General features: G+C 47.0%; 14 protein-coding genes and 1 other annotated feature (1 of these 15 cut by a window edge). Of the genes, 7 read left to right on the forward strand and 7 right to left on the reverse strand.

Annotation, left to right across the window (positions count from 1 at the left end; all coding sequences use genetic code 11):
- Positions 1–91 (reverse strand) — a binding site (T-box leader); it reaches 168 nt to the left of the window's first position.
- Between the two features lie 143 nt (positions 92–234).
- Together GCU48_RS05695 and GCU48_RS05700 are read left to right on the forward strand one after the other, a co-directional pair.
- Positions 235–1200, forward strand: coding sequence for an aldose 1-epimerase (locus GCU48_RS05695; protein ID WP_152379372.1), 966 nt, complete (start codon positions 235–237; stop codon positions 1198–1200).
- A 90-nt stretch (positions 1201–1290) separates the two neighbouring features.
- Positions 1291–1536 carry an alpha/beta-type small acid-soluble spore protein gene (locus GCU48_RS05700; RefSeq protein ID WP_025720012.1) on the forward strand — a complete coding sequence of 82 codons (246 nt, stop codon included), beginning with the start codon at positions 1291–1293 and terminating at the stop codon, positions 1534–1536.
- A gap of 136 nt (positions 1537–1672) precedes the next feature.
- Here GCU48_RS05700 and GCU48_RS05705 read toward each other — a convergent pair whose 3' ends face one another.
- A complete protein-coding gene (locus GCU48_RS05705) occupies positions 1673–2080 on the reverse strand; it encodes a hypothetical protein (RefSeq protein ID WP_025720011.1) in 408 nt (135 codons plus the stop codon).
- Positions 2081–2340: 260 nt separating this feature from the next.
- A complete protein-coding gene (locus GCU48_RS05710) occupies positions 2341–4128 on the reverse strand; it encodes a M3 family oligoendopeptidase (protein ID WP_152379373.1) in 1788 nt (595 codons plus the stop codon).
- 97 nt (positions 4129–4225) lie between these two features.
- Here GCU48_RS05710 and GCU48_RS05715 point away from each other — a divergent pair, with 97 nt between their 5' ends.
- Positions 4226–4396, forward strand: a complete 171-nt coding sequence (locus GCU48_RS05715; RefSeq protein ID WP_081752189.1) for a YycC family protein — start codon at positions 4226–4228, stop codon at positions 4394–4396.
- Complete coding sequence (locus tag GCU48_RS05720; protein WP_025720008.1) at positions 4393–4629, forward strand: hypothetical protein; 237 nt, start codon at positions 4393–4395, stop codon at positions 4627–4629. The genes GCU48_RS05715 and GCU48_RS05720 overlap by 4 nt, the downstream gene beginning before the upstream one ends.
- Before the next feature lie 104 nt (positions 4630–4733).
- Here GCU48_RS05720 and GCU48_RS05725 read toward each other — a convergent pair whose 3' ends face one another.
- Positions 4734–5444: a DUF2225 domain-containing protein gene (locus tag GCU48_RS05725; protein ID WP_208811957.1), complete on the reverse strand. Its 711-nt coding sequence runs from the start codon at positions 5442–5444 to the stop codon at positions 4734–4736.
- A 42-nt stretch (positions 5445–5486) separates the two neighbouring features.
- Entirely contained in the window at positions 5487–5864 is a 378-nt protein-coding gene (locus GCU48_RS05730; RefSeq protein ID WP_152379375.1) for a globin domain-containing protein, read from the reverse strand.
- Positions 5865–6227: 363 nt separating this feature from the next.
- On the opposite strand from GCU48_RS05730, the gene ylbJ reads away from it, so the two are divergent.
- Together ylbJ and GCU48_RS05740 are read left to right on the forward strand one after the other, a co-directional pair.
- On the forward strand, positions 6228–7520 hold the full coding sequence (ylbJ, locus tag GCU48_RS05735; RefSeq protein ID WP_152379376.1) for a sporulation integral membrane protein YlbJ: 1293 nt from the start codon (positions 6228–6230) through the stop codon (positions 7518–7520).
- 68 nt (positions 7521–7588) lie between these two features.
- The gene (locus GCU48_RS05740; protein WP_152379377.1) at positions 7589–8392 is read left to right on the forward strand and encodes an NAD kinase; all 804 of its coding nucleotides are present in this window, start codon (positions 7589–7591) and stop codon (positions 8390–8392) included.
- Between the two features lie 107 nt (positions 8393–8499).
- On the opposite strand, the gene GCU48_RS05745 is transcribed toward GCU48_RS05740, so the two are convergent.
- Together GCU48_RS05745 and lipA are read right to left on the reverse strand one after the other, a co-directional pair.
- Entirely contained in the window at positions 8500–9327 is an 828-nt protein-coding gene (locus tag GCU48_RS05745; RefSeq protein WP_152379378.1) for a YutD family protein, read from the reverse strand.
- A gap of 24 nt (positions 9328–9351) precedes the next feature.
- A complete protein-coding gene (gene lipA, locus GCU48_RS05750; protein WP_025720001.1) occupies positions 9352–10254 on the reverse strand; it encodes a lipoyl synthase in 903 nt (300 codons plus the stop codon).
- Between the two features lie 245 nt (positions 10255–10499).
- Between lipA and GCU48_RS05755 the strand changes: the two genes are divergently transcribed.
- Positions 10500–11603, forward strand: coding sequence for a M23 family metallopeptidase (locus GCU48_RS05755; protein ID WP_152379379.1), 1104 nt, complete (start codon positions 10500–10502; stop codon positions 11601–11603).
- Between the two features lie 13 nt (positions 11604–11616).
- Here GCU48_RS05755 and yunB read toward each other — a convergent pair whose 3' ends face one another.
- Positions 11617–12423, reverse strand: coding sequence for a sporulation protein YunB (gene yunB, locus GCU48_RS05760; protein WP_370881032.1), 807 nt, complete (start codon positions 12421–12423; stop codon positions 11617–11619).
- Positions 12424–12443: the final 20 nt, after the last annotated feature.

Raw genomic sequence — 12443 nt, forward strand, 5'->3', positions numbered from 1 at the left:
CATTCAGCAATACAGGCTCACCGGTTCTCATCCACCACCAGCTTTCTGAAGAGCTTGTGCAAAGCTTACTTGTCCTCATCATCGTGTTATCCATGTCATTACTTTCTAAATTACATTTAATGATAATTCCGTATAATGTTATTGTCAAATGACGATTGTGCCCTGCGATCAAAAATCTGTTATCATAATGACACAAAGCTTCAACCGATTATAGTGGACAAAGGAGCATGGAATATGAAACAAGTGACCAAAGAACACTGGAATGGTTACGACACGTATGTTTTACATAGCCCTGAACTGGAAGTTACGATGATCCCTCGCCTTGGAAATAATATTATTTCAGTGCGTGATCTGAAGCTGAACCGGGATGTCGTACGGCGTCCGGGCGAGGAAGAATTGGCTTTTTATTTGCAGAAGCCTTATCATTTTGGCTTGCCAATTTTGATCCCACCGGGCAGAATTCGCAAAGGACAATTTGAGTTTGACGGTGTTTCATACCAGTTTGACCGTAACACGGCCAATGACAATCATATACACGGCCTGCACCGAAATCAATCCTGGCGCTGCAGTGATATTGAAGAGGATGAGGAAGGCTGCAGCGTAACTACCGAGCTTCTGACAGAAAGTGATCCGCACTGGATTGAACAGTTTCCCATTCCTTTGCGCCTGGAGATGACCTACCGCTTGCAGGGATCAATATTAAGTCAAACGCTGCAAGTAACGAATCTGGGAGAAAAAGCAGCGCCCTTTGGCTTGGGTTATCACACCTGGTTTATGGTGGACGGTGAACCTGAACGGTGGCGCCTGAAGCTGCCTGTGAACGGAGTATATGAGCAGGATGCTGAACAGCTCCCTACGGGTATGATTTCTTCTTTAGGTGAATTGGAACACCTCTCTTCGGGGCTTTCCCTGAAAGGAACGAATCTGGATACTCTGCTGCGGGCATCGGAGGGTCCTGCCGAAGCTCGATTGACTCGTGATGACGGTTATCAGATTCGCTACACAGCAGATGAGCAATACTTTAAGTATTGGGTGTTGTACACCAAAGGTGAATGCGATCAATATCTTTGTATTGAACCTTATACCTGGCTGTCTGATGCACCCAATTTATCGGACCCTGTCGGAGAAGGCGGATTGATACGTCTGGAGCCTCAGCAAGCGATCAGCCTCAAAACTCAGATTCACATTCACCAACCATAATTCCCCTTTTTCAACTTTCCTTCCTTCGGCGCATATTTTCATAACACTGTCGCATACTAACCTCATCACAGCCGAAGGAGGTGACTACACATGTATGAAGCTAATCAAGGCAATCAAGGTAGAGGCCGTCGCAGCAATACGCTAATCGTTCCTCAAGCCAACAACGCACTGCAACAATTGAAATATGAAGCTGCGCAAGAACTGGGCATCACCATTCCGGCAGACGGTTACTATGGTGATATGCCATCCCGTGAAGCTGGTTCTCTGGGAGGCTATATCACTAAACGCTTAGTACAGCTGGCCGAACAGCAATTATCAGGTCGTTCAGGTCAATAAGCGTCATTATTCCACATGAGCATTCCGTTCATTGTAATTTAACAAAGTAATTTAACAAAATGCGCGTTATGACGGGCATATAATAAAGGCGGTCTTCCTAGGAAGACCGCCTTTCCTTTTACTCCTTTATGGATGATTATTCCGAATTGGCCGCTCGATCTCGGTATGTAGGCTTGTTATAACGGATCATGAGATTCGCCATGTTATAGTTTGATTCCAGCGTGGCATCCACCAGAATAGTCCCCTGTCTGACAGCAAAATCAAAAGCAATCTCACCGTGGGTCCAGCTACGCTTGTGATTTAACGTGTCCAAGGCCATACGGCGAAAATCCTCACGATGCTTCGGAGATAAACCCGGCTCTACTGCGGCAAATGTGCCACCTTTCCCAGCAATAGGATTATGTCTGATCCCAAATTTTCCAATCACATTGTTGCGTATTTGTACAAATACGATGCCTGACGACAAACCCGCCAGTTCATTATCCAGTTCTTTTAAAACGATATCCAGCTGCCTTATTAACGAGAATTGACCTAAATCATCCATCATAAAAGCCCTCCTATATACCTGTTTTCAAATTTTTAATAGGTCTTACGGCTCAATTATATGTGAATATTTTTAATGTTACAATCAAAATCAACATAAATGGGTATTTATAACTATTTTCTAAGTATATCCACTAATTCAAATTTCACCAATAGGTAATATTTATAACGCTTCGACACATTGTGACGTTATTCTTCATTTTTTGCAATAAGTACAAAAAAGGCCTCCCTTGCGGGAGACCAGCTTGAAGCATATATCTGTTATTCTGTCATTTGCAAAAATTGCTCAACATCCTGAATGGTAACTTGCGCAGCATTACGCCAGAAGTCGGCCTGTGTTAGATCAGTACCCAAATGCTTGGATGCCAATTCTTCCACTGTCATGCGACCTGTATCACGTAGTAAAGCATCATACTGATCGGCAAAACCATTAGGATTCTTTTTCGCAAAAGCGTAAATTCCTGCACTGAACATGTACCCGAATGTATACGGGAAATTGTAGAATGGCGTATTCGTAATATAGAAATGCAGCTTGGATGCCCAAAAATGAGGGTGCACCTCATCCAGAACACCGCTGAATGCTTCACGTTGCGCTTGCTCCATTAACTCGCTCAACTGCTGCGCTCCTACGATCCCTTTTTTCCGCAATTCGTAAAAACGGGTTTCAAACAGGAAGCGAGCATGAATGTTCATGAAGAAGGCTACACCGCGCTGGATTTTATCCTCCAGCAAAGCTACCTTCTCCTGACCTTCGGCAGCTTCCAGCAAAGCATCTGACACAATAAGTTCTGCCAGCGTCGATGCCGTTTCTGCCACGTTCATGGCATAATTTTGATTCAACGGATGTAATTCGTTCATTACATGCTGATGATATCCGTGTCCCAATTCATGGGCCAGTGTCGAAACGTTGGATGGTGATCCGGCATAGGTCATAAAAATCCGGGTCTCTTTGCTCAGTCGCAAGGATGTACAGAAGCCACCCGGACGTTTTCCTGGACGATCCTCTGCTTCGATCCAGCTTTTCTCAAAAGCCATTTGGGCAAAATCAGCCATTCTTGGACTGAATTTACCGAATTGCTCCACAATTGTTACGGCTGCATCGTCGTATGGGATTTTAGTGGTTGATGTTCCCAATGGAGCCTCAACGTCATGCCAGGACAGTTTCTCTAACCCCAGCAATTTCGCCTTCCGCTCTAAATATTTGACCACAATTGGCTTCGTTTCATTTATAACCTGCCACATGGTATCGAGCGTCTGCGCTGACATACGACTGATTTCCAGCGGCTCCTTAAGCACGTCTGTCCAGCCCCGGTTTTCATATAACTTGAGACGGAAGCCTGCCAGGTGATTCAGCGTATCCGCACAGTAGTCCTCTACCTGAGTCCATGCCTCTTCCCAACGTGCAAACACGTCCTGACGCACGCTGCGGTCCGCTTCATCCAGTTTATTAGCCACTTGCCCAACAGACAGATTTACGATCTCGCCATTCTCCGGTACAGGGATTGTCATATTTTTGACAATTGTATCATAAAAGTCACCCCAGCCATGGTAGCCGTCTACACCCAAATCCAATGCAAGGCTCTCCAGCTCTGGAGCCATTTTTTCCCGCGCTTCGTTTCGGTATTCAGTCAGGACAAAAGATATCGGCTTGATGGCTTCACGCTCCATCCACTTCTGCCAAATGTCTTCACTCGTTTGTGCCAACAGGTTCTGAAAGGATACCAAAGCACTTTTCCCCTGTGCGTACAGTGTGTTCACGCGTGCCCCCAGTTGGACAGCAAGCTTGTCATGCTGATTTTGAGCAGTGAGACAAGAAATGAAGGAGCCTGCCTGTGAGGCCCCATTAAACAGCTCCTGTAAGCTATTCAGCACACTATCCAGACGCTCGGTATCCAATACCGTTTGCGGTACCTTCCCAGCTTTAAGCTGAGATTGCAACTGTTGAACTTTGCCCTCCAGTTCCTCCAAAAATGCATGAAATGAAGCTGAGGAGGAGCCTCCGCTGAATATAGATTCCAGATCCCATGTTTGCTTTAACGGTGTTTTCATAATAGTTCCACCTTTCTTTTTGGCGAATTGATGTGGTTTCATATACAATAAAGCTACATCGTGATGATAAAATCACTACAATTGGGAGGAATACAGGATGAGACCCTTACAAATTTCGCCGGAAACGGCTGTGAAATTATCCGAAAAGCTTGGCATTCCGCTGGAACACCTTATGCATACACCCCAGCACATTTTGATGCAAAAGCTGGCCGAACTGGCTAAAGAAGAAACCATTGACCCGAACGGCGGAGAGTCGGACAAATCATGATTCCTTTTGACAAAACCTGGCCTTACGACATTGTCATGGGAGACGTTTATGTACAGTCTTGTCCGTTTTGTGACCATGAGAATGTGTTGCTACCCCTGAAGCCAAAAGAGCTAAAGCTCATCCATGAAGGTATGAAAAAGCTGCTTGTGTTCCCGTGCTGCCATAACAAGATAACCTTGGTGGATTGTGACGGCGATTATTTGCTGTCAGACACCACACTTCGCCATCATTAATTCATGAGGCAGTTGTAAGACAACTTATAAGACAAGATAACTCGTATTAAAAACAAGGTGTGAACCATGAGCCTAAAGCGGCCATAGTACACACCTTTCTTTTTTCAAGAAGAGCTTGCGCCCTGCATTTCCTCCGGCAAACTGATATCCTTAGCCAGCATTTGCTCTCGCAGCACAGCCCATTGTTCACGGGAAGCACGGATCATCGCTGCATCCATAATTTTCTTATCATTAATAACCCGCGAAAACCAGCGTACCGCTTCATGAAAATTACCTATACGCCGATGCAATTCTCCAATCAGATAGAGAAGCTTGGCATTATTCGCTCCGACACCCTCCAGCTCATAGACTCGGATGTAAGAATCCAGACTAAATTGGAGAAAACGAAGCTCTTGTTCCTCATTTCCCTGGTATCGGTACATCCATGCGATATGCTGCAATAGACTGGATATCACCCGTTCCTTTTCTCCGATCACCTGCGCACAGAGTAGACCCAGTTTATACGTCTCTAACGCATCTTCCCAGCTACGGTGACCGCCATATTCACGAGACTGCCAGCGGTTACCAATTTTTTCTTTGAATAACTTGTTTTGCTGATCACTCAGCTGAACGGTAGAATGCTCTGTCGAAGTAAAGCCACAATGAGGACAGACCCGGACAACGTAAAAGTCGGGATTTTCATTTTTGTAATACGCACAAAAGTCTGAGTCAGTACGAATGGCCTTTTTCAGGCTTGGTCTGACCCGGGATGTCTGAAAATCTTGTTCACAATGCGGGCAAACGATTTTAATCTGATATAACGGTTCAAGTTCCAATGTGTTTACAACCCTCTCCAAAATTCGGCAATCCCCGTAAGCTTACGGGGTATTTACAAAATGATGCGCAGGACCAGACAAACGGTTAAGTATAATAGAACGAAGCGGCTCCTCAATGCCCGCATCCGTTAACGCACCCGCCATACAAGACAACCATGCCTCTGCTCGCTCCTCCGTTACGGGAAACTTCATATGTCTAGCACGTAACATCGGATGACCATATGCATCGGAAAACAGTGACGGTCCTCCAAAAAACTGGCTCAGGAACATGAACTGTTTTTCCTTTACAGGTTCCATGTCTTCAGGGAACAGGGGACTTAACAACGGATCTTTATAAACTCTCGGGTAGAAGGCTTCAATAATAGCACGAACGCCTTCCGCTCCCCCAAGGTTGTCATAAATGCTCAGGCTAGGATTCACTTTTCCCCAACTTTCTGTGCTATGGTAATAAATATACACCCGTATTATAACAAAAAACAAAAAATGACGCTAAAATAAGCGCCATCTTATCATTTTTCTCATTCTACTAATAACTTCGCCAATCCTCTTCACCGGGATGAACGCGAGAGACACGAATAACATACACAAAAGCACATACAAGCAAACCGGCAACGATACTCATCCTGATCACTCCATCCTTAAGATTATGGATCGTTGTTTTCCTATTTTAGCATACTCTTTACAAAAATACAGCCTTCCATGAAATCGCTTTCTTTATTTTTTTGTACTCTTTGTCCAGCCCAAACATAGGAATAATAGTACAACTCCAAAGGAGGGGCCTCTATGTCGCTGTACCGTCGTTACTCTCTTCCTCTGCTCATTCTTGCATTGCTATCCCTATTTGTGCTTATGGCCGCGCACCCGCAGTCTTCACTGAATGCCGGACTTCGGGGTCTTGCAATCTGGTGGGACGTGCTTTTCCCTTCTTTATTCCCATTTTTTGTAATTTCCGAGCTACTCCTCGGTTTCGGGATTGTTCATTTCATTGGTGCACTGCTGGACCCGCTAATGCAGCCTTTATTCCGCGTACCTGGCTGCGGAGGTTTTGTTGCTGCTGTCAGCTGTGCATCCGGCTACCCGATTGGGGCCAAACTAACAGCTAAGCTGTGGGAACAAAAATGGATTACCCGCATTGAAGGAGAGCGCTTGGTCGCATTTACGACTTCCTCTGATCCCATCTTTCTGATCGGCGCGGTTTCCGTTGGCTTCTTCCATCAGCCGGAAATTGCACTCGTGCTGGGCGCAGCCCATTACGGTGGTGTGCTGCTCATCGGCCTGCTCATGCGCTTCCACGGTAGCCGTTCAGAGAATGCCGATATTCATAGCAGGCAACCTAAACCAGCGTTCGGCAGCATCTTGGAAATAAAGACAAAAGCTTCTCCGGCACAGCGGCCTGGGCAGATGCGTCAAGCCCTGTATGCCATGCATGCAGCACGCTTGGAAGATGGGCGTCCGTTTGGCGAGCTGCTCCGTCAGGCGATTACTTCCTCACTACGTCTTATTATTGTCGTAGGGGGGCTGGTTGTATTCTTCTGCGTCATTCTGGAGGCTTTGACGAACTCAGGTTTAATGAGCGGGCTTCGTCTGCTTACGGCAGGCTTATTGACTGCATGCGGTCTTCCTCCTACGTTAACGGAGTCCATTGTGGGTGGTATTTTCGAGGTTACGCTAGGGGCACAAGCCGCAGGTGAAGCCACAGGAGCGGCGTTACCGTTCAAGGTAGCCGCAGCAGCCTTTATTCTCTCCTGGGGCGGGCTGTCCGTTCATGCGCAGGTCGCAAGTATTTTAAATATGACGAATCTGCGGTATATGCCGTTCCTGCTGGCTCGGGCTGCGCACGGTGTTATCTCGGCACTGCTGGCTCTCTTGTTATGGCGTCCACTAATGGGCCAAGGAAGCTCGCCTGTGTTTCACCCGATATATGATATCGCATGGTCTCCCGGCTTTTCGTCTGCCATGCTGTTGCAAAGCCTTCTGTTCCTTGCCTGCCTGCTGGCAGGGATGCTGACCCTCTCCTGCTTGAGCGTCGGAACAAGTCACTTATTCGCACGGCTCAGAAGAACATACAGGCAATGAACGATTGTGTTCTTGCTCATAATTGATTATGATCGGTATATATACCCATGACAAAGGAGCTTTTCATCTTGAGATATTATGTTCTGGATCGCGGGGATCAGCACTCCATGGACTTGAGTCAGCAATTTCACCGTCTTGCCCAAGAAAAGAATTTCAAGCTGGATGCCGAATCGCCGGAAATCGTCGTGTCTATTGGAGGCGATGGTACGATGCTTCATGCATTTCATACCTTCATCGACCGAATTCCGGATATTGCCTTTGTTGGTGTACATACCGGTCATCTGGGCTTTTACGCTGATTGGCGTGCGGACGAGCTGGAGGAGCTAATCAACCTCATGAGCCAAAGCGGATCTAAGGGACCGCTTAACCCGAGAATCGTCAAGTATCCGCTGATTGAATTGGAAATTCACAAAAAGTCTGGAAATGCCTCTTTTATCGCCTTGAATGAATTTACGTTAAAAGGCGTAGATGGCACTGTTGTTGCCCAGGTAGATATTAACGATATTACCTTTGAAATGTTCCGTGGTGACGGTATATGCGTTTCTACGCCTTCCGGAACGACCGCCTATAATAAAGCACTCGGCGGAGCGATGGTTCACCCAACCATTGAAGCATTGCAATTAACGGAGATCGCTTCCATTAATAACCGTGTGTATCGCACGCTGGGATCTCCTTTGCTTCTGCCCAAACACCACCATTGTGATATTTTTTCGCGAAAGGATCAGCGTCTTTTATTGACTGTAGATCACTTGAACTTTCCTGTGGACGATCTGATCTCAGTTCGCTGTCAGGTTTCAAGTCAAAAAATCAGCTTTGCCCGTTATCGTCCTTTTCCCTTTTGGGATCGGGTACGCAACGCTTTTCTCAACTAGAACCTGTAAAAGAGCCGACTTCGGCTCTTTTTTTAATCGAGTAGGAGGTTCGGGACTTTCACCCTAAAGATATCGCCCTTACTTACAAACAAAACGGTTCCTGAAACTCAGGAACCGTTTTGTTGTGGAGCTATGAATGTTTTATTCTTTTTGCTAATCTCAGCTTTTTCGACTCTGACAGCAGACTCCGCCTGACGTTGGCCATCGGAATCACGCAAAACACGGGATTGACGCCCCTCCCTGTTTTCCTTGGATTGGCGCTCAAAGCGTGATCCACGGGCTTCCTTCTTATCGAAATTCCCTTGCTGACGCTGTTTCCGTGGCTCCCGAGCCTGCTGGCCTTCTCCCGGATTACGTCCGTCCTTTACTTCACGCGGTTCTCTCGGCTGACGCAATTCACGTGCTTCACGCTGCCGGTTTCCTTCACGACCTTCTCTGGGTAGGCGACTTTCGCGAGCTTCACGTGGATGCTCCGCTCGCAGCTCCTCCGTTATCGTGGAATCCTGCTGCGATGGCGTCCATTCCCGTTCTCCAGCTGTATGCTGCAATATTTCTTGCTGCTCTTCGGCTTCTATCGTTCCCGCTTGTTCCTTTTGAGCATCCACCAGCTGTTGGATATCTGGGGAAATGGATTCTTCATTGCTTTCGTTCTTGTTGAGCACCTCACGGCTTTTTTGCAGCACAAAATAGGCACAGCCGAAATTGCAGTATTCATTAATGTAATCGTCCAGTACCACTATGGATGTATCCTTATTGGCTTTGGGATGCCCATCTCGATAAAAACCCTTCAGACGCAGCTGATTGTAACCCCAATCGCCAATAATATAATCATAACGGTCCAGCACTTCACTATATCGATCACGAAACGCTTCGGGATTCCACCCGTTCTTGTGATCCTGCAACACTTCATAGTTTTTACCACCGATTTGAAACAAGCTAATCTAACCGCCTTTCCCGGATCAAGCCTGCGAAAGGGCGCTTTTTTCCTTATGCTGAGCGGCGGACTTCACCTGCTCATGCGCTTGGTAGGAGCTGCGGACCATCGGACCGGATTCGACGTGGCTGAATCCCCGCTGTAATCCCTCTTCCTTTAACTTCGCAAAATCTTCCGGTGGATAATATTTTTGTACATATAAATGTTTTTCGGTTGGTTGTAGATATTGTCCAATTGTCATAATATCACAATCAACTTTTCGCAGATCATCCATGGTTTGCAGGATCTCGTCCCACTCTTCTCCGACACCCAACATGATGCTTGATTTGGTCGGAATGGACGGATTTAATTGCTTTGCACGTTGGAGCAGTTCCAGAGAGCGATGGTATTTGGCTTTGGCCCGTACTTTGTCGGACATACGCTCCACAGTTTCAATATTATGATTCAAAATATCCGGCTTGGCATCCATAACGATCCGCAGCGATTCAATATCGCCCATAAAATCGGGAATTAATACTTCTACACTGCATAAAGGCAGTCGGCGGCGAATGGCACGAACTGTCTCTGCAAATATAGTGGCGCCCCCATCCTTCAAATCGTCGCGAGCCACACTGGTTACAACACAGTGCTTCAAGTTCATGTTTTCAGCTGCTTCCGCAACACGTTCAGGCTCCTGCAGGTCCAGCTCCGTAGGCATCCCCGTATTCACTGCGCAAAAACGGCACGCACGCGTACAAATATCACCCAAAATCATAAATGTCGCTGTCCTGTTGGCCCAGCATTCATATATATTAGGGCATCGTGCCTCCTCACATACGGTATGTAATGTCTTGGAACGCATCATGCTCTTGATTTCCTGGTAGTTATCGCCTGTCGTAAGTTTAATACGAATCCAGTCGGGTTTTGCTTCCTTCACTTTTTTAGACAATGGTATAGACCTTCTTTCTGGTGAGCTTAAGCTGTCATTGCCTTACATTATAGCATGAAAGCGATGGAAAAACCTCCATTCATTGTTCCCTATTTGATATAACATTGATGCCGGAAAAGTAAATTCTTTATATGGATAAAAGCAGTACATATGGCTCAATCTAAACCAAAGCGCTTCTGCTCATGAATGGATCATAATCAGAATTTACCAGGGTGATCAAACCCTCAATTAGGAGGTTGATTCACGTGCCTTATCTTACGCGGACAGCCCGCACTGTTCGTCTGTTATCACTGCTGTTATGTGCAATTACGCTGACAACATCCCGCCCGCTTCCTGCTTATGCCTATGACGAGCAATTACAACCATCGTCATCTGGAAGTACCCCAAAAGCAACAGTGAATACTCCTCCATCTCAGTCTTCATTGTATACGTCAAGACTTGCCTTATATCAATCCATCGAAGCCCTGACAGGGATTCCTTGGTACAGGCTGGCTGCGGTCGATCAATATGAACGTACACTTACGGTGGCTCATCCCAAAGATCGCAAGCATATGGAACGGATCACGGGTATTTTTATTACAGGACCTATCTGGGCCGGCCTGATGAACCCCGATTCGGATGATCAAAATCCGCGCTCCATTGAAATATTTTCAGGGCTGGGACAAGATGGTTCAGGCGATGGGATTGCTGACCGCGATAATGACAAGGACTTACTGTATAGCATCGCTTCTTATCTCGGAAAATATGGGAACAATGAGGATGAATTTGGTATTGCCGTATGGGAATATTACCATAACAGCCGCGCAGTGCAAAGAGTTCAGCAGTTTGCCAAGCTATATCGGACCTATGGCAGGCTGAATCTGAACAGTCAAGCTTTTCCGCTTCCTTTAAGCAGCCTCTACAGCTATCGCAGTACTTGGGGAAGTCGTCGCAGTTGGGGCGGTTACCGTATACATGAAGGGACTGATCTGTTTGCTGGCTACGGAGTTCCGGTTCGCAGTACCTGCTACGGCGTAGTGGAAATGAAGGGCTGGAATCCATTCGGAGGATGGCGGATCGGTATTCGAGATCTCAACAACCGCTATCACTACTATGCACATCTTTCTGGCTTTGATAAAACTATCCACAAAGGGGATATCGTTGAGCCTGGGCAGACGGTTGGCTGGGTCGGAAGCTCGGGCTACGGAAAGCCGGGTACCCAAGGCAAGTTTCCACCGCATCTGCACTATGGTATATATCGGGACAATGGCTGGAACGATTGGTCCTACGATCCGTATCCGTTATTAAGACAGTGGGAGCAGACCGAGCGCAAAGCACAAACAGGAAAAGTAAAAGGGGCCTCCTCATAAGGCCCCCTCTGCTTTATGGTGTTTGAGACTGACGGATGGAATTTTCCTCTTCCTGTACCGCTGGAACACTCTCTATACCGGAATCTGGAGTGCCGCCGCTCTCTATCGTATGTGGAGGTAGCGCCAGCTGTGGAGCGGATGTATCATTTTTACCAATGGGCTTGCCCTGATTGTCATAGTAATACATCGGAACATTGCCCACCACCAGCAAATAAGATACCGGGATTTCTGTCTCCACAATCTGAGGCTGCATCTCAAACGGGATGACTACAGACACCTCCGTCGTAATCCGAATGTACACCTCCACCAAGATCATGTTAATCCCCGCATCCTGTTGACGCGTGTCTAAATCCACCTTGATTGCTCCATGCGGCTCCACCTTTAGTGGAACCTTCGGGCCATATGTGGCCAGCAGCGGACTGCCCAATGCCTGACCGATTGGAACGCTCTCCTCAAAATGGCTCATGCTGTCCATAGTGGCCTTGACTGCTTTGAGCGTATTTGACGTAATTCTCATATGCTCCGCATAATTCAGAGAAAAACCGGACGTTCTCCCTTGTGCATCCGTTCTCCATTCGATCAGATGATCAGCCGTCTCGCCCTGCTCTACCTGTGCCGTAATCGCTGAATTGATAGCCTCTGTCGCCATTTGCTTGACCCGTACTTTTGCCAAATGCATCATGGGCGGCTTCAAATGCTGCTCCACATAAGCAGCGGCCTGTATGATCACTACCAGCAGCGCCAGTACCACAATAAAAAATCCTCTGCGTCTGCCGCGTCGCCTTCTGTTGGGTCCGCTGTACCATTGCGGTCTTCTCATCATTCGATCCCCCCGCAGCG

The sequence above is a fragment of the Paenibacillus brasilensis genome, assembly GCF_009363115.1.
GTDB lineage: Bacteria > Bacillota > Bacilli > Paenibacillales > Paenibacillaceae > Paenibacillus > Paenibacillus brasilensis.

Bases quoted from the DNA above. Each gene is read 5' to 3' on its own strand.
- GCU48_RS05715 (WP_081752189.1), top strand. From the start codon at position 4,226: ATGAGACCCTTACAAATTTCGCCGGAAACGGCTGTGAAATTATCCGAA.
- GCU48_RS05700 (WP_025720012.1), top strand. From the start codon at position 1,291: ATGTATGAAGCTAATCAAGGCAATCAAGGTAGAGGCCGTCGCAGCAAT.
- ylbJ (WP_152379376.1), top strand. From the start codon at position 6,228: ATGTCGCTGTACCGTCGTTACTCTCTTCCTCTGCTCATTCTTGCATTG.
- GCU48_RS05720 (WP_025720008.1), top strand. From the start codon at position 4,393: ATGATTCCTTTTGACAAAACCTGGCCTTACGACATTGTCATGGGAGAC.
- GCU48_RS05705 (WP_025720011.1), bottom strand. From the start codon at position 2,080: ATGGATGATTTAGGTCAATTCTCGTTAATAAGGCAGCTGGATATCGTT.
- yunB (WP_370881032.1), bottom strand. From the start codon at position 12,423: ATGAGAAGACCGCAATGGTACAGCGGACCCAACAGAAGGCGACGCGGC.
- GCU48_RS05695 (WP_152379372.1), top strand. From the start codon at position 235: ATGAAACAAGTGACCAAAGAACACTGGAATGGTTACGACACGTATGTT.
- GCU48_RS05710 (WP_152379373.1), bottom strand. From the start codon at position 4,128: ATGAAAACACCGTTAAAGCAAACATGGGATCTGGAATCTATATTCAGC.